The organism is Micromonospora cremea (assembly GCF_900143515.1).
GTDB lineage: Bacteria > Actinomycetota > Actinomycetes > Mycobacteriales > Micromonosporaceae > Micromonospora > Micromonospora cremea.
Genome location: NZ_FSQT01000002.1, coordinates 3738135 through 3761371, shown reverse-complemented (window position 1 = coordinate 3761371; position 23237 = coordinate 3738135). Strand labels below are relative to the sequence as shown.

Genomic DNA, 23237 nt, shown 5'->3' with positions numbered 1-23237 from the left:
GGTCGCCGGGGCATAGAACGGTGCAATGCTGACCATCCGCCGGGAGGAGCCGGACGACGCCGAGGCGGTCGCCCGGGTACACGTGCACGGCTGGCAGGCGGGCTACGCCGGCTTCATGCCGGACGAGGTGCTCGGACGGCTCAACGTGCTGGCCTGGGCGCAACGCCGCCGCGACATCGGCACCGCCGACCCCGAGCATCCGTTCACCACCCTGCTCGGCGAGGTGGACGGGCTGGTGGCTGGCTTCACCACCTTCGGGCCGTACCGCCGCAACCAGGACCGCGACGACCTGGACCCGACGGTCGGCGAGGTGCTGGCGCTCTACGTGGAGCCGGAGTGCTGGGGCGACGGCACCGCCGCCGCGCTGCTGGCCGCCGCCCGAGCCGGGCTCACCGAGCGGGGCTGGACCGACTACCGGCTGTGGGTGCTGGCGGAGAATCGGCGGGCCCGCCGGTTCTACGAGCGGGCCGGGTTGTCACCGGACGGTGAACGGTCGACCTACCAGGTGCCGCTCGCCGGTGGGAGCCCGCCCGTCGGACTGGTCGAGCTGCGGTACGCCGGGCGCCTCGACGACTGACCCGCCCGGCGCCAGCCACCGGCGGATCGGCAGGAAGGCCAGCAGCGCCAGGCTGATCCAGACGTAGGCGTTGCTCCCCACGAAGCCGTCGACGCCGGTGAAGTCCTTCTCCCAGAACCAGACGGTCCGGCTGATCAGCAGCGCGTACCCGACGGTCGCCGCGGCCAGCAGGACCCGCCGCCGGTTACCGGCCGGCGCGGCCATCGCGTTGTCGACCAGCAGGATCAGCGCGGGCAGCAGCCAGACCAGGTGGTGCACCCAGGTGACCGGGCTGACCAGACACATCACCGCACCGGTCAGCGCCAGGCCGGTCGCCTCGTCGCCCGTCGCGACGGCCGCCCGGGACCGCCCGGCCCAGAGCGCCAGGGTGCCGAGCACCAGCAGCAGCCAGAGCAGGGTGCTCGGGTGCTCCGGGTCGAGCCTGGCCACCACCCCGCGCAGCGACTGGTTGGAGACGAACGCCAGCTCGCCCACCCGACCGGTGTTCCACAGTGCCTCGGTCCAGAACTCCCGGGAGGCGTCCGGGAAGAGCGCGCCGGCCAGCAGGGACACCCCGGCGGCGGTGCCGCTGGCGGTGAGCGCCGCCCGCCATCGCCCCGTGACCAGCAGGTAGACGATGAAGATGCCCGGGGTCAGCTTGATCGCGGTCGCCAACCCGATGCCCACCCCGGCCCACCGGTTACCGGAGGGCAGCAGCCGCAGGAGGTCCACCGCGACCAGGAAGAGCAGCAGCGTGTTGACCTGGCCGAAGTTGACCGTCTCCCGTATCGGCTCGAACGCGGCGGCCAGGCAGAGCGCCACGGCGAGGGCGAACCACCGGGTCCAGCCGGCCCGGCGGGCGATCGGGTCGACCAGCCACCAGATCAGCACCGTGGTGGTGACCACGCTGGCCAGCACGCTCACCACGATCGCGGCCGACCACGGCAGGTACGCCATCGGCAGCATGACCATCGCCGCGAAGGGCGGATAGGTGAAGCCGTACTGGGTGCCCGGCTTGAGGTAGTCGTAGATCTCGCCGCCGTCGTGCACCCACCACGTCAACGCGCCGTAGTAGACCTTTAGGTCGAAGAAGCCGTGCCGGACGGCCGCGACGGCGAGGAACGCGGTGACCGCCGCGGCGAGCACCACCACCCCGACGACCTGCGCGGCCGTCCTGTTGGCACCCTGCGCCACCGTCGCCTCCCTGGCCCTGCGTAGGCTTCCGTCCCATGGCTCTCGGGTACGTCCGCCCGGCGCGTCCCGAGGACGCCGGCGAGATCGCACGCATTCAGCTCGCGACCTGGCGGGTCGCGTACCGCCGGATCCTGCCTCGGCACGTGCTCGACAACCTGGACGAGGCGTTCCTCGCCCGGCGGTGGAGCGCCGCGGTGCAGGAGCCGCCCTCGGGCGCGCACCGGGTGCTGGTCGCCGTCGAACAGGCCGAGCAATCGTATCTGGTGGGGTTCGCCGCCTCCGGCCCGGCCGACGCCGAGGCGCTGGCCCCGGGCGAGCCGGCCGAGGCGCTCGGCCCGGACGTGGCCGCGGTGACCGACCTGCTGGTCGAGCCGCGCTGGGGTCGGCGTGGGCACGGCAGCCGCCTGCTCGCCGCCACGGTCGACCTGTGGCGGGAGGACGGGCTCAGTCGGGCCGTGGCCTGGGCGTTCGAGGGCGACGAGGCGACCCGGAAGTTCCTGACCAGCACCGGCTGGGAGCCCGACGGCGCGGCCCGCGCGCTGGACGTCGACGACATGCTGGTGCCCCAGGTGCGCCTGCACGTGGGCGTCCCGGCCGAGAAGGTGCCGGCGGACGACCAGCCCGGCGACTGACGCGCGATCCCGGCCGGAGTCGCGGGGCCGGGTCGGGGCGGCGCGTCCGGGCCGTCGCGGGTGCCGATGTCGGACGGGTCGCCTACCGTCGGCCCATGAGCGCAGCGACCGCGCCGGTGACGGCGCCGACCGGGGATGGCCGGCTGGAGGAGTTTCGGGTCGAGCTGACCGGCTACTGCTACCGGATGCTCGGCTCGCTGTACGACGCCGAGGACGCGGTGCAGGAGACGCTGCTGCGGGCCTGGCGTGGCTGGGACGGCTTCGACGGCCGGTCCAGCCCGCGCACCTGGCTCTACCGGATCGCCACCAACGTCTGCCTGGACCTGCTGCGGGGTCGCCGACGGCGGGCCCTGCCGATGGACTTCGGCGATCCCTCGTCGCCGGTGGCCACGGCGGTGGGCGATCCCGAGACCGGCTGGGTGGGGCCCGCGCCGGACGCGGCGGTGCTGCCGACGGCGGCCGATCCGGCCGAGCTGACGGTGGTTCGGGAGTCGGTCCGGTTGGCGTTCGTCGCCGCGCTCCAGCATCTGCCGGCCCGGCAGCGTGCGGTGCTGATCCTGCGGGACGTGCTGCGGTGGCGGGCCGAGGAGGTCGCCGGCCTGCTCGACACCACCGTGCCCGCGGTCAACAGCGCGCTGCAACGGGCCCGGGCCACGCTGGCCGACCGGGTCGGCGACGCTCCGGGCCGGCCGCTGGATCGGGAGCACCGCGACCTGCTCGACCGCTACGTGCAGGTCTTCGAGCGCTACGACATCGACGCCCTGGTCGGCCTGCTGCGCGCCGACGCCGTCCAGAGCATGCCGCCGTACCGGATGTGGCTGCGCGGCGCGGACGACATCGGCCGCTGGCTGGCCGGGCCGGGGGCCGGCTGCCGTGGTTCCCGGCTCATCCAGGTGGCGGCCAACGGCGGCCCGGCCCTGGCCCAGTACCGGTCCGACCCGGCGGGCGGGCACCGGCCGTTCTCGATCCAGCTGCCGGAGGTCGTCGACGGCCGGATCGCTCGCCTCACCCACTACCTCGACCTGGGGCTCTTCGCGCGCTTCGGCCTGCCCGCCCGTCTCGATCCCTGACCATGAGGCCGGCCGGGCGATGAGTTCCGGCCGGCGACATCGTCCACCCCTCGTACGTCGACAACGAGGAGATCACCGTGTTCACAGACACCAAGGCGTTCAGCGGGTTCTCGGTGGACGACACCGGGCGCGCCGAGCGGTTCTACGGCGAGACGCTCGGCCTGCGGGTCACCCGGGACGCCGCGATGGGCGGGTTGCTGACCCTGCACATCGCCGGGGATCGGCCCGTCCTGGTCTATCCGAAGGATGACCACGTCCCCGCGACCTACACGGTGCTCAACTTCCCGGTCGACGACATCGACCGGGCGGTCGACGAGCTGATCGCGCGGGGGGTCGACTTCGCCCGCTACGACGGGATGCCGCAGGACGAGAAGGGGGTCATGCGCGGGCAGGGGCCGGCGATCGCGTGGTTCACCGATCCGGCCGGCAACATCCTGTCCGTCCTCCAGCAGAGCTGACCGGTGTGGCGGCTCCGCCCGTCGGAGCCGCCCCACCGGTCGGTCAGCCTTTGTCCGAGCCGTCGTTGGCATCCCGGACGAAGTACCGCTGGAACAGCACGAAGATGATCGCGACGGGGATGGTGGCCAGCAGCGCCGCACCCAGCTTGAGCGGATACTGGGTGCCCTTGCCGAGCGAGCCGCTGACCAGGTCGGCCAACCCACGCGGCAGGGTGAACAGGTCCGGGTCCTGCACCGACACGAGGCTGTGCGGAAACTCGTTCCAGGAGCCCTGGAACGACAGGATGGTCAGGGTGATCAGCGCCGGTTTCGCCATCGGCAGCACCACCGACCAGAAGGTCCGGAAGATGCTCGCCCCGTCGATCCGGGCGGCCTCCTCCACGCTCAACGGGATCGACTCGAAGAACTGCTTCATGATGAACACGCCTGCCGCGTCGGCCAGCAGCGGCACCACCAGACCCGCGTAGCTGTTGTAGATGCCGAGCTGGTTGAGCACCAGGAACTTCGGGATCAGCAGCACCACTCCGGGCACCGCCATCACCGCGATGACCGCCGCGAACAGCCCGCCGCGTCCCCGGAACCGCAGCCGGGCCAGCGCGTATCCGGCGAGCGAGTCGAAGAACACCCGGCCGAGCGTGACGAGCACCGTCACCAGCAGGGAGTTGCCCAGCCAGAGCGGGAAGTTGGTACCGGAGAAGATCCGCTCGAAGCCGGCCAGCGTGAGCGGGTCCGGGAACGGCGAGAGCGGGTTGGCCGCCGCGTCGGGCTCGGTCTTGAGTGAATTGCCGATCTGGATGACGAACGGGTAGAGGAACACCAGCCCGAAGAAGATCAGCGTCGCGTACCCCAGGAAGCGGGTGGCCAGGGTGCGGGCCGCGCGCTGGTCGCGCCGCGCGGGCGCCGCCGCCGGGCGGTCGGTCAGCACGGCCATCTCAGGACCTCTCCGGTACGCGTCGGCGCCGCCAGCCGCGTCGCGGCCGGTCGGTGTCCCGCTCGGCCAGCGCCCGGCGCTGGATCAGCGTGAGCACGATGATGATCAGGAACAGCACGAACGAGATCGCCGCGCCCGAGCCGTAGTCGAAGTCCCGGAAGGCGGTCCGGTACGACAGGTAGGCCGGGGTGAGTGTGGTCTTGGCCGGGTCGCCCTGGCTCATCACGTACACCTGGTCGAAGACCTGCCAGGAGCCGATCAGGCCGAGGGTGAGCACCAGGAAGGTGGTGGGCCGGATCAGCGGCAGGGTGACGTGACGGAACCGCTGCCACCGGGACGCGCCGTCGAGGGTGCTCGCCTCGTCCAGCGCCACCGGCACGTTCTGCAGGCCGGCCAGGAACATCAGCATGAAGGTGCCGGAGGTGGTCCAGACCACCAGCGTGATGATCGACATCATCGCCACGCTGGGTCCGGCCAGCCAGTCCCACCAGCTCAGCCCGAACGGCCCGCCGTCGGCCAGCGCCGCCGGGGGCGAGTCGACGCCGACCGCGCCGAACAGCAGGTGCAGCACGCCCCGCGAGTCGGCGAACCACTCCGGGCCGTCGATGCCGAGGACGCTGAGCAACGCGTTGACCGCGCCGGAGTTGGCGAACAGGAACAGGAACACCACGCTGATCGCGACCGAACTGGTGACCGAGGGGAAGTAGAAGGCGCTGCGGAAGAAGCTCTTGCCCTTCAGCATCCGGTTGTTGACGACCAGCGCCAGCCCGAGCGCGAGCACGGTCTGCGCCGGCACCACGATCGCCACGTAGTAGATGTTGTTGCGGATGCTGGTCATGAAGTCGCGGCGGGCCAGCCCGTCCTCGGTGAACAACTGGGTGTAGTTGTGCGCGCCGACGAACGGAACGTCCCCGGTGAACGGGCTGCCCTGGCCGTTCCAGTCGGTCAGGCTGACCCAGAGCGCCATCAGGATCGGCAGCAGCAGGAACAGCCCCAGAATGACGATCACCGGCGCGACGAAGAGCCAGCCGGCGACGTTCTCGTTGCTGCGGATGCCGCCCCGACGCCGGCGGGGGCTCCCCCCGGACGCGGTGGCCACGGCGCTCAGTGTTTCGGTTGCCATCTCCCCTCCCTCCCTCACTCGGACCGACGGTGAAAGGAAGGGCCCCTTGTTGATGCCTGGCGATAAGAAGGGGCCCTTCCCAACAGGTCAGCTGGCGCCGAGCGCCGCCTTCGCGTTCTTGTCGAAGTTCTGCAGCACCGTCTTCGGGTCACCATTGGTCAGGCCCTGCAGGCTGGTGTCCAGGTCGACCAGGACGCTGTCCATCTTCGGGGCGTTCACCGGGCCCTGGGCGTACGCGGCGCCGTCGATGAACGGCTTGTCCGCCGGGAAGGCGCTGGTGTACTGGTCGCGCACCGACTGCCGGGACGGCATCACGCCGAACGCCTTGGCGAAGCTCATCTGCTGCTCACCGCTGGTCATCGCCTCGACGAACTTGATCGCCTGGTCCTTGTACTTGCTCTTGGCCGCGATGCCCCAGCACTGGGTGAAGGAGAGCGTGCCCTGGCCCTTCGCGCCGGCCGGCAGCGGGACGACCTTGTACTTGATGTTCGGGAAGTCGTTCTGGAGGGCGCCCTTGATCCAGTTGCCCTCAATGGTCATCACGGCCTTGCCCTTGCCGAACGCCTCACCGGACCAGCCGGCGTCGAGCTGCTTCGGGTACTTGGCGAGGCCCGTGGTCAGCATGGTCTTGACGTACTGGAGGGCGGCCAGGTTCTCCGGGGTGTCGGCGGTGGCCTGCTTGCCGTCCTTGCTCATCAGCCAGCCGCCGTTCTGCACCATGAAGGCGCCGATCCGGTCGCGGGTGTCACCGAGGGCCAGCGGGACCTGTCCCTTGGCCTTGATCTTCTGGGCGGTCGCGGTGAGCTGGTCCCAGTTGGTCGGCACGTCGGCGTCGGTCAGCCCGGCCTTGGCCCACAGGTCGGTGTTGATCTGCAGGGCCAGGGTGGAGAAGTCCTTGGGCGCGCAGTAGAGCTTGCCGTCGTAGGTGAAGGCGGTGCGCAGGCTCTCGTAGAAGTCGCTGGGGTTGCTGACCTTGTCGCCGTACGGCTCCAGGGCGCCGACGCTGGCGTAGTCGGCGAACCGGGCCGCGTCGACGTAGAAGACGTCCGGCGGGGTGCCGCCGGCGAGGGCCTGGCCGAGCTGCTGGGTGAGGTCCTGCGCCGGGGTGACCGTGGCGGTGTTGCCGGAGCTGCCGGCCCACTTCGCCGCGGCGTCCTGGACGGCCTTGGTCTCGGCCTCGCCCGAGGAGCCGATCAGGATCTGCAGGCTGGCCGGGCCGCTGGACTGGGTGGCGTCGCCGGAGGAGTCGTCGAAGCCACTGCCGCAGGCCGCGGAGCCGAGGAGGGCGACGGCGGCGAGGCCGGCCACCGCCGCCCGGGTGAGGGTTCGAGGTGCCATGGTTTCTCCTGGTGAGGGAAGGGACTACGCGGTGTGCCGGAGCGCCAGCGCGGGCTGGAGCAGCACGTGGGTGGAGGTCTGGTGGTTGCCGTCGAGGACACCGGTGAGCAGGTCCACGCACCGGGCGGCGGCCTCGCCGAGCGGTTGGCTGACGCTGTCCAGCCCGACCGCGGCGGCCACCGGCGTGTCGTCGAAGCCGATCACCGACACGGGCGGGTCGGTGCCGCGGATCGCCTGGAGGGCGCCGAGGGCGAGCGAGTCGCTGGCGCAGACCACAGCGGTCGGTGCCACGGTGACGAGCAGGTCGCGCATCAGCCGCTCGCCCTCGGCGATGCCGTCCTCGGTCTCCCGGTGCAGCCCGGTCGGGTCGACGCCGGCGGCGCGCAGCGCGTCGCGCCAGCCGGCCCGGCGGTCGTCGCCGACGCCGGAGCCGAGCGGCCAACCGATGAACGCGATCCGCCGGTGCCCGGAGGACAGCAGGTGCCGGGTGGCCTGGGCCGTGCCGGCTGCGCCGTCGACGTCCACCCACGGGTGGGCGTCGAGCGCGTCCCACGGCCGGCCGAAGGTCACGAACGGCACGTCCCGGCCGGCGAGCCAGGCGGTACGCGGGTCGCCGTACTTCGTGCCGACGAGCACAAACGCGTCCAGCTCGTACGTGCCCAGCAGGTCGTCGTAGGTGGCGATCTCCCGCTGGTCGTCGGTGGCGGTGTAGAGCAGCACCCGGTAGCCGGCGGCGTCGGCGGTCTCGGTGAGGCCGTGCAGGAAGCGGTCGAGCACCGAACCGTTGATGCCGTCGCGGGTCGGCTCGATCCGTGCGGCGATCAGCCGGGACCGACCGGTGCGCATCTGCCGGGCGGCCTGGTTGGCCCGGTAGCCGAGCGCGTTGATCGCGTCCTGGACCCGTAGCCGGGTCTCCTCCCGCACGATGTGCGGGGCGTTGAGCACGTTGGACACTGTCTGGCGGCTCACTCGGGCGTGCCGGGCCACCGTCGCGATGGTCACCTTTTCGGCCACTTAAATCCCTCTCGCCACCTTGAACGATCCAATCTGGATAAGGCAGGATTAGATCGTTCAAGTTTCTGGAATGTTTCGCACTTTGCACCGCCAGGGGCGCGTTGTCAAGACGTCCGTCCCGCACCCTGAGGATCTGGAGCCACACCGTGATCGAACGCCAGCTGCAACCCCTCCTGCACGAGTTGGTGGGGGTGGTCCTCGCCCCCACCAGCGCGCTGGGGGACGCGACCGGGCAGATCCGCCCGACCGGCGTCCAGGGCGTCTTCCACGCCGACGCCAGGGTGCTCTCCCGGGCCGAGCTGCGGGTCGACGACCGGGAGCTGGAAGGACTGACCCGCGGCGACGACGGCCCGCACGGCGCCCGATTCGTGAGCCTGGCGCGCTGGCTCGGCGACCCCGTGCCCGACCCCACCGTCCGGGTCGACCGGCTCCGCCGGGCCACCCGCGACGGCCTCACCGAGGAGTTGCGGGTCGTCTCCACCGCTACCGTGCCGGTACGCGCCACCGTCAGCATCGACCTCGGCTGCGACCTGGCGCCCATCGAGGTGGTCAAGTCCGGTGGCGCCGTAACCCCACTGGAGGCCAAGACCGGTCAGCCCGGCGTGCTCACCTGGTCGGCGGAGGGGATCACGGTCACCGTCACCGGCGCGGGTGCCGACGTGCTCGCCACCGGGGAACGGATCATCGCCCCCCGACTGGCCTGGCCGGTCGAGCTACCTCCCGGCGGCGAGACGGTGCTGCGTTGGCGTCTGACCGTCGAGGATCCGCGCGCCGTGGTCATCGGCCCGGCCGGCGAGCCGGAGTGGTCCCGGCCCGACGTGACCGCGGACGACCGGCGGCTGGTCCGGCTGCTCGACCGCAGCCTCGACGACCTGCGCGGGCTGCGACTGGCCGAGACCGGCGCACCCCGCGACGTCTTCCTCGGCGCCGGGGTGCCCTGGTTCCTCACCCTGTTCGGCCGGGACAGCCTCTGGGCCGCCCGGATGATGCTGCCGCTCGGCACCGACCTGGCCGCCGGCACCCTGCGCGTGCTGGCCCGGCGACAGGGCACCCGGGTCGATCCGGCCACCGGCGAGGCCCCCGGCAAGATCCTGCACGAGCTGCGCCGGCACGAGTTCGCGCTGCCCGACGACGGGCTGCGCCTGCCACCGGTCTACTACGGCACCGTCGACGCCACCATGCTCTGGGTCAACCTGCTGCACGACGCCTGGCGCTGGGGTCTGCCGGCCGAGCAGATCGAGCCGCTGCTGCCGTACCTGGAGGCGGCGCTGCGCTGGCTCGGCGAGCACGCCGACCCGGACGGCGACGGGCTGGTCGAGTACGTCGACACCACCGGGCACGGGCTGTCCAACCAGGGCTGGAAGGACTCCGGCGACGCCGTCCGGTTCCACGACGGCTCGCTGGCCACCGCGCCGATCGTGCTGGCCGAGGTGCAGGGGTACGCGCACGAGGCGGCGGTGAACGGCGCCGCGCTGCTGGACGCCTTCGGCCGCCCCGGCGGGGACCGCTGGCGTGAGCACGCGGCCGCGCTGGCCCGCCGGTTCCGGGACAGCTTCTGGGTGGACGGCCGGTACGGCCCGCAGCCCGCGCTGGCCCTGGACCGGGACAAGCGGCCGGTCGACTCGTTGACCAGCAACATCGGTCACCTGCTCGGCACCGGCCTGCTCACGGGCGACGAGGAGGACCAGGTCGCCCGCCTGCTCACCACGGACACGCTGGCCGGTGGCTTCGGGCTGCGGACCATGTCCACCGAGGACGCCGGCTTCAGCCCGCTGTCGTACCACTGCGGTTCGATCTGGACGCACGACACCGCGATCGTGCTGGCCGGGCTGGCCCGGGCCGGGCATCGGGACGCCGCGCTCGGCCTGGCCGAAGGGTTGCTCGCCGCCGCCGAGGCGTTCGACTACCGGCTGCCCGAGCTGTACGGCGGCGACGACCGATCACTGGTGAACCGCCCGGTGCCGTACCCGGCCGCGTGCCGACCGCAGGCGTGGGCCGCGGCCGGCGCGGTGCTGCTGCTCCAGGCCGCCACGGGGCTCTACCCGGACGTACCGGGCGGCACGGTTCGTCTGGCACCCCTGGCGGGAGCAGAGCTCGGTGCCGTCGCGGTCGACGGCTTCCGCGTGGCCAACACCCCCGTGCACGTCACGGTCGACCGCACCGGCGAAGCCACCGTCACCGGTCTCCCCACCCCGCTGACCCCGGCCCTCCCCACCCAACGCCGCCCAACAACCCCGACCCTCCTCCGCTAGGCCGGACCGAACACCCGGCGATCTTGCAGTTTCGGCGGTCGAGACGCGGAGGATGCACCTTATGTCCCGACCGGAAGTGCAAGATCGCGGCGGGTCAGGGGATTCGTTCGGCGATCAGTTCGCCGTCGTCCACCGCACCGGTGGGGTGGAAGCCCAGGGAGGTGTAGAGGGCTGCGGCTGGGGTGTTGTCGGGGTGGTACGACGGGCGGACCGGGGGGTTACCGTCTTGAGCCGCCAGCCAGGGGGCCAGCGTCTGCACGGTGGCCCGGCCGACGCCCTGGCCCTGTTCGGCGGCGTCGATCAGCATCCCGCCGATCCAGTGCGAGCCGTCGTCGTCCACGCCCCACATGACGTGGCCGACGACGGTCTCGTCGGCGTACACCGCGAGCGAGTTCCACACCTCCGAGCGCATGCTGACCAGCAGGTAACGCGCGCCCAGCGCGGCCACGAACCGGCGTTGGTCGTCGCGCGGGGCGACGTCGGCGACCGCCCGCCAGTTGTCGTCGTCGACCGGCCGCAGCGTCACTCGCCGCCCGGCCCGGTCACCATGTCCGCCATCGATCATCGGGGCAGCGTAGGGGCGGTCGGACCCGCGCCGCGACCAGGTTTCGCCCCGGAAGGACCCGGGGTCGGTCAGTCGAGCAGGGCGTCCAAGCCGACGGTGAGGCCGGGGCGGTTGCGCACCGCGCGGACGGCCAACAGCACACCCGGCATGAACGACACCCGGTCGTACGAGTCGTGCCGGATGGTCAGCGTCTCGCCGGTGCCGCCGAACAGCACCTCCTGGTGGGCGACCAGGCCGGTGGCGCGCACCGCGTGGACGCGTACCCCGTCGATCTCGGCGCCGCGCGCACCCAGCACCTCGTCCTTGGTGGCGTCCGGCACCGGGCCGAGGCCGGCCTCGGCCCGGGCCTGGGCGATCTGCCGGGCGGTGTGGGTGGCGGTGCCGCTAGGGGCGTCCAGCTTGCGCGGGTGGTGCTGCTCGATGATCTCGACCGACTCGAAGTGTCGGGCGGCGCGCGCGGCGAACTGCATCATCAGCACCGCGCCGATGCCGAAGTTCGGGGCGATGACCACGCCCACCTCGGGCTTGTCGGCCAGCCACCCGCGCACCTGCTCCAGCCGCTGCTCAGTGAAGCCGGTCGTGCCGACCACCGCACTGATGCCCTGCTCGATGCACCACTGAAGGTTGTCCATGACGACGTCAGGCGTGGTGAAGTCGACGACCACCTCAGCGGTGGAGACGGCGGAGCGGCTGTCACCCTGGTCGATCGCCGCGCTCAGGGCGAGATCGTCGGCGGCGTCGACCGCCTTGCAGACCTCGATGCCCATTCGGCCGCGCGCACCAAACACGCCGACCCGCAGCTGCTGGGCCGGGGCCTTTCCCTGCTCATCAGTCACGGGGCACAACCTATCCCAATCGGGACGGGCCCTTCCGGCCGGATCCGCTGTGCTCCACCGGCCGGGACGCCCGACCGGGATGCCTCGACCGGGCCGGGCGGCAGACCTCAGACCGCGAAGTCGCCGGCGCCGAACGGGCCCACCACGGCCAGCGACATCGGTCGGCTGAGCAGCTCGGCGGCGAGGACGTTCACATCCTCCACGGTGACCTCGTCGACCCGGCGGAGCAGCTCGTCGACCGGCATCAGGTCGCCGTAGAGCAGCTCACCCTTGGCCAGCCGGCTCATCCGCGAGCCGGTGTCCTCCAGGCCGAGCACGAACGAGCCCTTGCTCATCCCCTTGCCCCGGGCCACCTCGGCCTCGGTCAGCCCCTCGGCGGCCACCCGGGCCAGCTCGGCACGGGTCAGGGCCAGCACCTCGTCCACCTTGCCCGGAGCACAGCCGGCGTAGACGGCAAACAGGCCGCTGTCGGCGTACTGGCTGGCGTAGGAGTACACCGAGTACGCCAGACCGCGCTGCTCGCGGATCTCCTGGAACAACCGGCTGGACATGCCGCCGCCGAGCACGTTGTTGAGCACCCCGAGGGCGAAGCGCCGCTCGTCGATGCGGTCGATGCCGGGGCAGCCGAGGATGACGTGCGCCTGCTCGGTCTCCTTCGGCTCCACCACGGTGGTGGCAAGCCGCGTCCGTACCGCAGGGGTGGCCTCGCGGTGCGGTGCCGGGGTCGCCGGGTCGCTGTCCAGCGGGGTGCCGCGCACCGCCTGGCGGACCAGCTTGACCACCGTGGCGTGGTCGAGGTTGCCGGCGGCGGCGATGACGATCTGCGGCGCGGTGTAACGGCGCCGGTAGAAGCTCTGGATCTGCCGCCGGGTCATCGGCGTGACGGTCTCCTCGGTGCCGGAGATCAGGCGGCCCAGCGGGTGGTCACCGTAGACGGCGCGGGCGAAGAGGTCGTGCACCTCGTCGCCGGGCTCGTCGTCGTGCATGGCGATCTCTTCGAGGATCACGCCGCGCTCGGTCTCCACGTCGGCCGGTTCCAGCAGCGAGTCGGCGACCAGGTCGCACATCACGTCGATCGCCAGCGGCAGGTCCTCGTCCAGCACGCGGGCGTAGTAGCAGGTGTATTCCTTCGTGGTGAAGGCGTTGGTCTCGCCACCCACCGCCTCGATCTGCGAGGAGATCTCCAGGGCGTTGCGCTTGTGGGTGCCCTTGAAGAGCAGGTGCTCCAAAAAGTGCGCGGCACCGGCCTGTGGGCCGGTCTCGTCCCGCGAGCCCACCGCCACCCAGATGCCGAAGGAGACACTGCGCATCGCCGGGATCGCCTCGGTGAGCACGCGCAGGCCGCTGGGCAACACGGTACGACGTACCGTGCCGCCCAGCGGGTCGTCGCTGAGCGTCCGGGTCACCGCCCGGGCGGTGCCGCCGGAGCGGCCCGCCCCGGTGTCCCGGGACGCGGCCACCCCCCGTCGATCCGGAGGAAACGGCGCACTGAAGGCCCGACTCACGTACTGCTCCCAGATCGACGAGGGGTGGGTGATGCGATGAAGGGAACGATCAGCTGTGCCGGGTCCGGCGGCGCGGACGCTCGCCGCCCTCGCCACCCTCACCGCCGCCGTTGCCGCCGCCCTCGCCACGGTCGCCGCGCTCCGGACCACGGCCGCCCCGGTCGCCGCCACGCTCGCGGTCGCCCCGGTCACGCGGGCCACGGTCACCCCGGTCGCGGCTGGCCGGCCGGTCGCCACCGGCGGCCTCACCGGCGGCCGGCGCCTCGGCGCCCTCCGGCCGGACCTTGTCCAGGTAGATCTTGCCGCGGGCGTCGATGTCCGCGATCTCGACCTCGACCCGGTCGCCGACGTTGAGGAAGTCCTCAACGCGCTCGACCCGCTTGCCGTCGCCCACCTTGGAGATGTGCAGCAGGCCGTCACGGCCCGGCAGCAGCGAGATGAACGCGCCGAACGCGGCGGTCTTGACCACCGTGCCGAGGAACCGCTCGCCCTGCTTGGGCAGCGTCGGGTTGGCGATCCCGTTGATCCGGTCGACCGCCGCCTGGGCCGACGGGCCGTTGGTGGCGCCGACGTAGATCGTGCCGTCGTCCTCGATGGAGATCTCGGCGCCGGTCTCGTCCTGGATCGCGTTGATGGTCTGGCCCTTCGGGCCGATCACCATGCCGATCTTGTCGACCGGGATCTTGACGGTGGTGACCCGCGGGGCGTAGTCCGACATCTCGGCCGGAGCCTCGATCGCCGCCCGCATCACCCCGAGGATGACCTGCCGGGCCTCGTTCGCCTGCTGCAGCGCGGCGGCCAGCACGTCCGACGGGATGCCGTCGAGCTTGGTGTCGAGCTGGAGCGCCGTGACGAAGTCCGGCGTGCCGGCGACCTTGAAGTCCATGTCGCCGAACGCGTCCTCGGCACCGAGGATGTCCGTCAGCGTCACGTACTGGGTCTTGCCGTCCACCTCGTCGGAGATGAGCCCCATCGCGATGCCGGCCACCGGCGCCTTCAGCGGCACACCGGCGCTGAGCAGGCCCAGCGTCGAAGCGCAGACCGAACCCATCGAGGTGGAGCCGTTGGAGCCGAGCGCCTCGGAGACCTGCCGGATGGCGTACGGGAACTCCTCGCGCGACGGCAGCACCGGAATCAGCGCCCGCTCGGCGAGCGCACCGTGGCCGATCTCGCGCCGCTTCGGCGAGCCGACCCGGCCGGTCTCACCGGTCGAGTACGGCGGGAAGTTGTAATTGTGCATGTAGCGCTTGCGGTTCTCGGGGGACAGCGTGTCCACCATCTGCTCCATACGGAGCATGTTGAGCGTCGTGACGCCCAGGATCTGGGTCTCGCCCCGCTCGAACAGCGCCGAACCGTGCACCCGGGGCAGCACGCCGACCTCGGCGGTCAGCGGGCGGATGTCCCGCGGGCCACGGCCGTCCATGCGGACCTGCTCACGCAGCACGCGGTTGCGCACCTCGGACTTGGTCAGCGAGCGGAAGGCAGCGCTGAGCTCCTTCTCCCGACCCTCGAACCGACCACCCAGCGCCTCGGCGACCCGGGCCTTGACCCGGTCCAGGGCCTCCTCGCGGTCGGCCTTGCCGGCGATGGTGATCGCCTCGGCCACCTCGGTGCGGGCCACCTCGGCGACCGCGTCGTACACGTCGTCCTGGTAGTCCAGGAAGACGGGGAACTCGGTGACCGGCTTGGCGGCGACCTCGGCCAGCTCGCTCTGCGCGCGGCACAGCTCACGGATCGCCGGCTTCGCGGCCTCCAGACCGCTGGCCACGATCTCCTCGGTCGGCGCGGTCGCACCGGCCGAGATCAGGGCGACGGCGTGCGGCGTGGCCTCGGCCTCGACCATCATGATGGCGACGTCGCCGTCCGGCAGCGTGCGGCCGGCCACGACCATGTCGAAGGTGGCGCGGGCCAGCTCCTCCAGGGTCGGGAAGGCGACCCACTGGCCGTCGATGTGCGCGACCCGGGTCGCCCCGATGGGACCGGAGAACGGCAGGCCGGAGAGCTTGGTCGACATCGAGGCGGCGTTGATGGCCACCACGTCGTACGGGTGCTGCGGGTCGAGCGCGAGGACGGTCTCGACGACCTGGACCTCGTTGCGCAGGCCCTTGACGAACGACGGGCGCAGCGGCCGGTCGATCAGCCGGCAGGTGAGGATGGCGTCCTCGCTGGGCCGGCCCTCACGGCGGAAGAACGAGCCGGGGATCCGGCCCACGGCGTACATCCGCTCCTCGACGTCGACGGTCAGCGGGAAGAAATCGAACTGCTCCTTCGGGTGCTTACCGGCGGTGGTGGCGGAGAGAACGACCGTCTCGCCCAGCTGGGCGACGACGGAACCGGCGGCCTGGCGAGCCAGCCGACCGGTGGAGAAGGTGATCTCACGGGTGCCGAAGGACCCGTTGTCGATCACGGCGGTGCGGGATTCGGTGCCGAGGTTGGTCTCGGTCATGTGCTGTAGTGCTCCTTCGCGTCGTGGGCCCCACGACACGGGGAACTGCTCAGCCGGCCGGTCTTCGATCGAAGCGCCCGGGTGGCCGGCATGATGCCGGGATTCCCGGGGGCCACTACCGGAGACCGGTACGCTGACCGGCTCCCTGTCGGGTGGTCGCGCGGCCCGTGTTCTTCAGGTGGGACGCCGATCGGGGGAGCGGCCGGTCGGCCACTCCCCCGTCACGTCACCGGCGCAGGCCGAGCCGCTCGATGAGCGACCGGTAGCGGGCAATGTCCTTCTTCTGGACGTAGTTGAGCAGCCGACGGCGCCGGCCGACCAGCAGCAGCAGCCCACGGCGGCTGTGGTGGTCGTGCTTGTGCACCTTCAGGTGCTCGGTCAGCTCAGCGATCCGCTTGGTGAGGACCGCGACCTGGACCTCCGGCGAACCGGTGTCGCCCTCGGCGGTCGCGTACTCCGCGCGGATCGTGGCCTTGGCTTCCTGGTCGAGCGCCATGTTCTCCCTGTTTCAGTGGGTTGATCAAGTAGGTGTCCGTCGTCCCGATGGACCGGGAACGGACCGGTACCTCGCACCCGCGGCGTCGAGCAGGCACGCGAGGCCCCACGCCGGTCACCCGACGTTTCCGCCAGACTACCAGCACTCGCCCCTAGCACCCGGTCAAGGGCCTCGGCGAGGGCTGCCTGGCCCGGGACGATCAGCCCAAAGCGCGCCGCGTGCGCTCGACGTCCTGTTTCATCTGGGCGATCAACGGCTCGATCGAGTCGTACCGGATCTGCCCCCGCAGGTGCGCCACGAAGTCCAGGGCCAGGCGCTCGCCGTAGAGGTCGCCGTCGAAGTCCAGCGCGTACGCCTCCACCCGCCGCTCCCGGCCGGAGAAGGTCGGGTTGGTGCCCACCGACACCGCCGCCATCAGCGGCTCGCGCTGCCCGCGGCGGATCAGCCGGGCCGCGTACACCCCGTCGGCGGGCACCGCCGCGTACCGGTGGCAGAGCAGGTTGGCGGTGGGGAAGCCCAGCTCCCGCCCACGCTGGTCACCACGGACCACCACGCCCTCCAGCCGGTGCGGGCGACCCAGAGCGGCCGCCGCCGCGCCCACGTCGCCCGCGTCAACGCAGGAGCGGATGTACGTGGAGGAGAAGACGGTGCCGTCCTCGGCGACCAGTGGGCCGCCCTCCACGCCGAAGCCGAAGGTGCGGCCCAGCGTCTCCAGCAGCGCCACGTCGCCGGCCGCCCGGTGCCCGAAGCGGAAGTTGCTGCCGACCACCACCAGGGCCGCGTGCAGATGCTCGACCAGGACGTCGTGCACGAACTGCTCGGCGGGCAACCGGGAGAACTCCGGGGTGAACGGCACCACGCAGAGCACGTCCACGCCGAGCGCCTCGATCAGCTCAGCCTTGCGGGCCGGCTCGGTGAGCACCGCCGGATGCGAGCCGGGGCGGACCACCTCGGCCGGGTGCGGGTCGAAGGTGACCACGACCGACTGCACGCCCAGCTCCCGGGCCCGGGTCACGGCGTGCCCGATGGTCGCCTGGTGCCCCTTGTGCACGCCGTCGAAGACGCCGATGGTGACGACCGAACGCCCCCACCCGCCGGGCGCCGCGTCGTACCCACGCCACCGCTGCATGCCGCTCCTCTCCGTAAGGAAGGGCCCCTTCTCAACGCCTCGTGCGTAGGAAGGGCCCCTTGTCAACGCTCGCCGGCGGATCCGCGCCGCCGGGCGCGGGCCGGCGCACCAGCGCCCGCCGTCACGCCGGGGCGAGCACGATCTCCGCCCGGGCCCGCCCGTCCCGCTCGCTGACGATAGCGATCAGCCCGCCGGACGGCCCGAAGACGGCGTACGGCCCGGCGAGGCCGGCCGGGTCCAGCGGCCCGCCGTGGGCGAGCACCCGCGCCTCGTCGGGCGTGGCCTCCCGGCGTGTAAAGAACCGGTCGGCCGCCGCGTCGAGCGGCAGGTTGACCACGTCCGGCGCGCGCTGCTCCAGCTCGTCGAGGGTGGCCGCCTCGGCGAGGGTGAAGCCGCCCACCGCGGTCCGGCGCAACGCGGTCAGATGCCCACCGACGCCGAGCGCCAGGCCCGCGTCCCGGGCGATGGCCCGGATGTACGTCCCGGAGGAGCAGGTGACGTCGATGTCCACGTCCACCACGTCCGGCTCGGTGCGGCGGATCGCCAGCACCTCAAGGCGGGAGATGGTGACCCGCCGCGCCGGCAGCTCGACGCTCTCCCCGTCGCGCACCCGCTTGTACGCCCGCTGCCCGTCGATCTTGATGGCGCTGACCGCACTCGGCACCTGGTCGATCTCCCCGGTCAACGCGGTCAGCGCGCCCCGGATCGCGTCGTCCGTGACCTGACCGGCCGGGGTGGTGGCGATCACGTCGCCCTCGGCGTCGTCGGTGACGGTGGCCTGGCCGAGCCGGATGGTGCCGGTGTAGCTCTTGCCCGCGCCGATCACGTACGTCAGCAGCCGGGTGGCCCGGCCCACACCGATCACCAGCACGCCTGTGGCCATCGGGTCGAGCGTGCCGCCGTGTCCGACCCGCCGCGTCTTCGCCAGCCGGCGGATCCGCGCCACCACGTCGTGCGACGTCATGCCGCCGGATTTGTCGACCACGATCAGACCATCGGTGCTCACGTCGGCCAAGCCTGCCAGACGCCCCGGACGCCGGAGTGTGTGGGCAGGCCCCGCCTCAGCGAACGGCGCCGACGACGGCCCAGGCGCCGGTGCGCATTCGCAGCAGCAGGGCGACCAGCCGGATCACCACGAACAGGGTGAGACCGGCCCAGATGCCCCCCAGCCCCAGGTCCAGCCCGTACGCCAGCCAGATGGCCGGCAGGAAGCCGCCGAGCGCCGCCACGATGGTGAGATTGCGCAGGTAACGCACGTCGCCGGCGCCGATGAGCACGCCGTCGAGTGCGAACACCACCCCGGCCAGCGGCTGCATGGCCACGAACCAGGGCCAGGCCACCATGGCCTGCTCGCGTACCCCCGGGTCGGAGCTGAACCACGACGGAACGACGCCGGCGCCGGCGGCGATGAGCAGCGCGAAGCCGACGCCGCAGATACCGCCGAACAGTGCGATCCGGCGGGCCAGCGCCCGTGCGCCCGCCTCGTCGCCGGCCCCGAGCGCGGCGCCCACCAGGGACTGCGCGGCGATGGCCAGCGCGTCGAGCACCAGCGCGGTGAAGAACCAGAGCTGGAGCGCGATCTGGTGGGCGCCGACGGCGGCGGCGCCGAAGCGGGCGGCGACGGCGGTCGCGGAGAGGAAGCTGGCCTGGAACGCCACGCCCCGGATCAGCAGGTCCCGGCTGAGCACCAACTGCTGGCGGATCAGCCGGGGCCGGGGGCGCAGCGACACCCGCTCGGCGACCAGCGCCGCGGCGAAGAGCACCCCGGCGAGCGTCTGCGCGATCACGTTGGCCACGGCGGAACCCACCAGGCCGAGCCCGGCGGGGTAGACCAGCAGCGGGCAGAGCAGTGCGGAGAGCAGGTTGGGGCCGAGCACGAAGACCAACGGGCGGCGGGTGTCCTGCACGCCGCGCAGCCAGCCGTTGCCGGCGGCGGCGAGCAGCAGGCCGGGGGCGCCGAGCGCCGCGATGCGCAGCCACTGCGCGGCGGCGTCGGCCACCTCACCGCCACCTCCGGCGAGGGTACGTGCCAGCGCGCCTCCGCCGAGCTGCATGCCGACGGCGACCAGCAGCCCGACACCGAACGCCAGCCAGGATGACTGGACCCCCTCGGCCACCGCCGCCGCCCGGTCGCCGGCGCCGAAGCGGCGGGCCGAACGCCCGGTGGTGCCGTACGCGACCACGGTGCCGAGCCACGCGGTGAGCGTCATGACCGTGCCGCCCACGGCGAGCGCGGCCAGCGGCACCCGGCCGAGGTGACCGACCACGGCCGTGTCGACCAGCACGTAGAGCGGTTCGGCGGCCAGCACCACGAGGGCGGGCAGGGCGAGGCCGGCGATCCGGCGGGGGGACGCGGCAAGCGTGCTGGTGTCCATCGCCGGCGATCCTGTCATGAGCTCGGTAAGGATCGCAAGGTTGGCCAGCACTTACCAACGATGACCGGCGGGGCTACCCGTGCGGCGGTGCGGGATCAGTGGGTGGCCCGGCGCGGGCGGGACGAGGCCGGTGGGGCGGTGACGCCGTGGACGGAGGCCGTCGGCGGCGTCACCGCCGGACGGGTCGGGTCACTGACGGGTGTCCATCGACGTCTGCAGCGCGCGGCGGGCCTGCTCGCGGGCGTCGTCGGTGGTCTCCGGCTTGGGCTTGTTCGGCATGGTGGCGCTCCTTCCAGGGTGCGAGCCACCGGCACGCGGCGGCCCTCACGGGCGGTCGTGCTGAGCGCCCCACGGCGGTCCGGGGTTACCGGAGCAGCCGGCTGGGCGGCATGAGCCCGGGTCGGTCCGACCCTGGAGGGAGGCGGCACGAGGTGTGGCACCACCACCCGCGACCTGCACCGCAACGCGGTGCCGGCCGTCTCCCAAGCTATCGTTCAGGTCCACATACTGCTCACGGTTCCCGCCATCTGGACAGCCCGGGAGCCGGCTCAGCGGGCCAGGAAGTGCCAGCCCAGCCACCACCAGAAGCCGAACAGACCGATCCGGCCCACCGGCACCGGGCCGACCTCGTAGCGCATCACGTACGCGCAGACCTCGCCCAGGGTGGGGATCCGGGAGCCCTCCCGCCGGGCCAACCACTCGACCATGCCGAAGAGGGCCAGTGCGGTGAGGAAGCCGCCGATCGCGAGCACCCGCATCATCGGCGCACCAACCCCCAGAACGCGGCCAGCCAGGCGAACCAGACTGCCGAGCGGGTCAGATGATCCTCCAGCAGGGGATCGGCCAGCCGGGAGAAGGTGGGGAACTCGTCACCCACCGCCAGCACGAAGGTGGCGCCTTCGAAGACCCCGAAGACCACCACCGGCAGCGCCCACCAGGCCGCGCCCGCGCCCAGCCGGCGCGGCGCCGGGCGACGGGGCACCCGGTTGCTCAGACCGAGCCAGATCAGCACCCCGCCGGTGCCGAGGGTGTACAGGTTGGCCTCGGTGGAGAATGACGCGAACCGGCCACCGACGAGCGACAGGCAGACGAGGACCGGTACGGAGACGGCAGGCCGGTCCCAGGCGCGGGGGGCCTCCACGGTGAGGTCGTGCGGCTGCTCCATCCCGCAATTCTTCCCGGTCTCACCGAACGCGGGAAGACCAACACTCCCCGGAGTTGACCCTGATCTTGCCTCTCGCCGGGCGGTAGCTGGCTGGCGTTTCCACCCCGTACGACAGCGCGGGGCCGGTCAGCCGCCGGGGCGGATCAGCGCCGCGTCCAACTGGCCGCGGATCGCCTCGACCACCTGCTCGACGGTGCCCCGGCCGGTGAACCCGGCCGCGAACCTGTGGCCGCCACCGCCCAGCGCGACCGCCACCCGGCTGACGTCGACCGCGCCCTTGCTGCGCATCGACACGGCCCACTCGCCGGGCCTGGTCTGCTTCAGCACGCAGCTCACGTCCGCCTCGGCGGTGCACCGCACCGAGTCGATCAACGCCTCCAGCACGTACGGCCGCTGGTCGTGCCGGGCCAGGTCGTCTAGGGTGGCGAAGGTCCACACCAGACCCCGACCGTCCGCCTCGGCCGGCTCCAGCCGGGCCCGGCCCAGCACCTCGCCGAAGAGCCGGACGGCGCCGAAGGGGCGGGTGTCGAAGACCCGCCGGGAGATGTCACCGGGTGAGATGCCGGTGGCCAGCAGCCGGGCGGCCAGCTGGTGCACCGCCGGGGTGGTCGCCTCGAACCGGAACGAGCCCGTGTCCGTGGTCAGCGCCACGTAGAGGCACTCCGCGATGGCCCGGTCCAGCCGCACACCGAGCCGGGCCAGCAGCTGATCGGCCACCACGGAGGTCGCCGCGGCGGCCGGGTCGACCAGGTTGACCGTGCCGAAGCCGCTGTTCGAGGCGTGGTGATCGAGCACCAGCGCGGCGCGCGCGGACGACAGCCGCCCGACCAGCTCACCGAGGCGCGACTCGCCCGCCGCGTCGAAGCAGATCACCAGGTCCGGGTCGGAATCCGCGGCGCTGGCCGGGACCAGCAGGTCCAGGCCCGGCATCCCCCGGAACGGCTCAGGCACCTCCGGCGGCCCGGGAAAGGTCGCCTGCAGGTGGCGTACGCCGAGCTGACGCAGGCCCAGGCCGAAGCCGAGCATGCTGCCCAGCGCGTCGCCGTCCGGGTTGACGTGACAGATCAGCAGCACCCGGCCGGTCGGCGGAAGGGCGCGCACCAGCGCCTCGGCCGCCGCCCAGTCCGCCTGGGTGGGGCCGGCACCGACCGCCGTGGCGAGCTGGGGGCCGGCGGTGCCGGTCACCGCGCTTCCCCACCCCGGGGGTTCTCCGGGACCTCGGCGCCCTCGGCAGTCTCGGCGGTCTCGTCGGTGTCCTCGTCGACCCGGTACGGCTGCGCCTCGCCCGCGTACTTCGCCTGAGCGGCGAGCCGCTGCACCTCGGCGTCCGCGTTGCGGGCCGCGGCGAGCAGGTCGTCGATGTGCTTGACCTGGTCCTGCACGTCGTCCAGGACGAAGGTGAGCGTCGGCGAGTGCCGCAGCCCGAGCGCCTTGCCGACGGTGCTGCGCAGCAGCCCCTTGGCGCTCTCCAGCGCCGCCGCCGTGTCCGCCTGGGCCACCGCGTCCCCGAGCACCGTGTAGAAGACCGTCGCGTCGCGCAGGTCCGCGGTGATCCGGGCGTCGGTGATGGTGATCATGCCGAGCCGCGGGTCCTTGATCTGGCTCCGCACCACCGACGCGACCAGCTCACGCACCCGTTCCGCGTGCCGGCGTACCTTGGCCGGATCAGACATCTCGCCACCTCCACGGCGTCCTGCTCCCGGCCGACGCGGCGACCCGCGGGCCGCCGGCCGACCGGCCAACATCTCGAACATTACCTTCGCGACCGGCCGGGTCGCCCGGCACCGCCGGCACCCTGGTCAGTCGTCCTCCGCGCCGTACAACCGGCGCCGGACCGACAGCAGCTCGGCTTCGGGGCGACCGGCCACCAGGCGCTCGCAGGAGTCCAGCACCTCGCGGACGTGCGCCGCCTCGGCGGCCACCACGGCCACCGCTATCTGCGCTCGACCGTGCAGGTCGAGCGCTCCCACCTCGGCGGCCGACACCTCGAAGCGGCGCAGCGCCGCCACGATCGGCCGTACATATGATCTCTTGGCTTTGAGCGACCGGGAGTCGCCCGGCAGCAGCAGGTCGAAGACCGCGGTTCCGGTGAACATCGCCCCGGACGATACCGCCAACCCGCCCCGCATGATCAAGGGGTTTACGCCATTCG

The 23237-nt window shown here is 72.3% G+C and carries 23 protein-coding genes; 5 read left to right on the top strand and 18 right to left on the bottom strand.

Annotation, left to right across the window (positions count from 1 at the left end; genetic code table 11):
• Positions 1–25 precede the first annotated feature (25 nt).
• Complete coding sequence (locus tag BUS84_RS31120) at positions 26–577, top strand: GNAT family N-acetyltransferase (protein ID WP_074317939.1); 552 nt, start codon at positions 26–28, stop codon at positions 575–577.
• On the opposite strand, the gene BUS84_RS31115 is transcribed toward BUS84_RS31120, so the two are convergent.
• Positions 476–1750, bottom strand: coding sequence for a glycosyltransferase family 87 protein (locus BUS84_RS31115; RefSeq protein ID WP_074317937.1), 1275 nt, complete (start codon positions 1748–1750; stop codon positions 476–478). The two genes, BUS84_RS31120 and BUS84_RS31115, sit on opposite strands and share 102 nt — an antisense overlap.
• A 35-nt stretch (positions 1751–1785) precedes the next feature.
• On the opposite strand from BUS84_RS31115, the gene BUS84_RS31110 reads away from it, so the two are divergent.
• From BUS84_RS31110 to BUS84_RS31100, 3 genes are all read left to right on the top strand, one after another.
• Positions 1786–2382 carry a GNAT family N-acetyltransferase gene (locus BUS84_RS31110; RefSeq protein ID WP_074317935.1) on the top strand — a complete coding sequence of 199 codons (597 nt, stop codon included), beginning with the start codon at positions 1786–1788 and terminating at the stop codon, positions 2380–2382.
• Between the two features lie 95 nt (positions 2383–2477).
• Positions 2478–3452 carry a sigma-70 family RNA polymerase sigma factor gene (locus BUS84_RS31105; RefSeq protein WP_074317933.1) on the top strand — a complete coding sequence of 325 codons (975 nt, stop codon included), beginning with the start codon at positions 2478–2480 and terminating at the stop codon, positions 3450–3452.
• Between the two features lie 77 nt (positions 3453–3529).
• On the top strand, positions 3530–3910 hold the full coding sequence (locus BUS84_RS31100) for a VOC family protein (protein WP_074317931.1): 381 nt from the start codon (positions 3530–3532) through the stop codon (positions 3908–3910).
• A gap of 43 nt (positions 3911–3953) precedes the next feature.
• Here BUS84_RS31100 and BUS84_RS31095 read toward each other — a convergent pair whose 3' ends face one another.
• From BUS84_RS31095 to BUS84_RS31080, 4 genes are all read right to left on the bottom strand, one after another.
• Positions 3954–4841, bottom strand: coding sequence for a carbohydrate ABC transporter permease (locus BUS84_RS31095; RefSeq protein WP_074317930.1), 888 nt, complete (start codon positions 4839–4841; stop codon positions 3954–3956).
• 1 nt (position 4842) lies between these two features.
• Positions 4843–5964, bottom strand: coding sequence for a carbohydrate ABC transporter permease (locus BUS84_RS31090; protein ID WP_074317928.1), 1122 nt, complete (start codon positions 5962–5964; stop codon positions 4843–4845).
• Between the two features lie 87 nt (positions 5965–6051).
• Positions 6052–7302: a sugar ABC transporter substrate-binding protein gene (locus tag BUS84_RS31085; protein ID WP_074317926.1), complete on the bottom strand. Its 1251-nt coding sequence runs from the start codon at positions 7300–7302 to the stop codon at positions 6052–6054.
• Between the two features lie 24 nt (positions 7303–7326).
• Positions 7327–8316, bottom strand: a complete 990-nt coding sequence (locus BUS84_RS31080) for a LacI family DNA-binding transcriptional regulator (RefSeq protein ID WP_074317923.1) — start codon at positions 8314–8316, stop codon at positions 7327–7329.
• A 146-nt stretch (positions 8317–8462) separates the two neighbouring features.
• On the opposite strand from BUS84_RS31080, the gene BUS84_RS31075 reads away from it, so the two are divergent.
• Entirely contained in the window at positions 8463–10568 is a 2106-nt protein-coding gene (locus tag BUS84_RS31075) for an amylo-alpha-1,6-glucosidase (RefSeq protein ID WP_074317921.1), read from the top strand.
• 94 nt (positions 10569–10662) lie between these two features.
• Here BUS84_RS31075 and BUS84_RS31070 read toward each other — a convergent pair whose 3' ends face one another.
• From BUS84_RS31070 to BUS84_RS31010, 13 genes are all read right to left on the bottom strand, one after another.
• Positions 10663–11133, bottom strand: coding sequence for a GNAT family N-acetyltransferase (locus tag BUS84_RS31070; protein ID WP_074317919.1), 471 nt, complete (start codon positions 11131–11133; stop codon positions 10663–10665).
• 68 nt (positions 11134–11201) lie between these two features.
• On the bottom strand, positions 11202–11969 hold the full coding sequence (gene dapB, locus BUS84_RS31065; protein ID WP_074317917.1) for a 4-hydroxy-tetrahydrodipicolinate reductase: 768 nt from the start codon (positions 11967–11969) through the stop codon (positions 11202–11204).
• Positions 11970–12076: 107 nt separating this feature from the next.
• Entirely contained in the window at positions 12077–13474 is a 1398-nt protein-coding gene (locus BUS84_RS31060) for a M16 family metallopeptidase (protein WP_074319233.1), read from the bottom strand.
• Between the two features lie 49 nt (positions 13475–13523).
• Positions 13524–15920, bottom strand: a complete 2397-nt coding sequence (locus BUS84_RS31055; RefSeq protein WP_074317915.1) for a polyribonucleotide nucleotidyltransferase — start codon at positions 15918–15920, stop codon at positions 13524–13526.
• Positions 15921–16146: 226 nt separating this feature from the next.
• Positions 16147–16416, bottom strand: coding sequence for a 30S ribosomal protein S15 (gene rpsO, locus BUS84_RS31050; protein WP_074317913.1), 270 nt, complete (start codon positions 16414–16416; stop codon positions 16147–16149).
• Between the two features lie 199 nt (positions 16417–16615).
• Positions 16616–17545, bottom strand: a complete 930-nt coding sequence (locus BUS84_RS31045; protein ID WP_074317911.1) for a bifunctional riboflavin kinase/FAD synthetase — start codon at positions 17543–17545, stop codon at positions 16616–16618.
• A 121-nt stretch (positions 17546–17666) separates the two neighbouring features.
• Complete coding sequence (truB, locus tag BUS84_RS31040; protein WP_074317909.1) at positions 17667–18551, bottom strand: tRNA pseudouridine(55) synthase TruB; 885 nt, start codon at positions 18549–18551, stop codon at positions 17667–17669.
• A 55-nt stretch (positions 18552–18606) separates the two neighbouring features.
• Positions 18607–19938, bottom strand: a complete 1332-nt coding sequence (locus BUS84_RS31035) for an MATE family efflux transporter (protein WP_074319232.1) — start codon at positions 19936–19938, stop codon at positions 18607–18609.
• Positions 19939–20468: 530 nt separating this feature from the next.
• Positions 20469–20678: a DUF6186 family protein gene (locus BUS84_RS31030; RefSeq protein WP_208869951.1), complete on the bottom strand. Its 210-nt coding sequence runs from the start codon at positions 20676–20678 to the stop codon at positions 20469–20471.
• Complete coding sequence (locus BUS84_RS31025; RefSeq protein ID WP_074317904.1) at positions 20678–21085, bottom strand: hypothetical protein; 408 nt, start codon at positions 21083–21085, stop codon at positions 20678–20680. Before BUS84_RS31025 ends, BUS84_RS31030 begins: the two co-directional genes overlap by 1 nt.
• 126 nt (positions 21086–21211) lie before the next feature.
• The gene (locus BUS84_RS31020; RefSeq protein WP_074317902.1) at positions 21212–22270 is read right to left on the bottom strand and encodes a DHH family phosphoesterase; all 1059 of its coding nucleotides are present in this window, start codon (positions 22268–22270) and stop codon (positions 21212–21214) included.
• Positions 22267–22758, bottom strand: a complete 492-nt coding sequence (gene rbfA / locus BUS84_RS31015; RefSeq protein WP_074317901.1) for a 30S ribosome-binding factor RbfA — start codon at positions 22756–22758, stop codon at positions 22267–22269. The genes BUS84_RS31020 and rbfA overlap by 4 nt, the downstream gene beginning before the upstream one ends.
• Positions 22759–22884: 126 nt before the next feature.
• Positions 22885–23181 carry a DUF503 domain-containing protein gene (locus tag BUS84_RS31010; protein ID WP_074317898.1) on the bottom strand — a complete coding sequence of 99 codons (297 nt, stop codon included), beginning with the start codon at positions 23179–23181 and terminating at the stop codon, positions 22885–22887.
• Positions 23182–23237 lie beyond the last annotated feature (56 nt).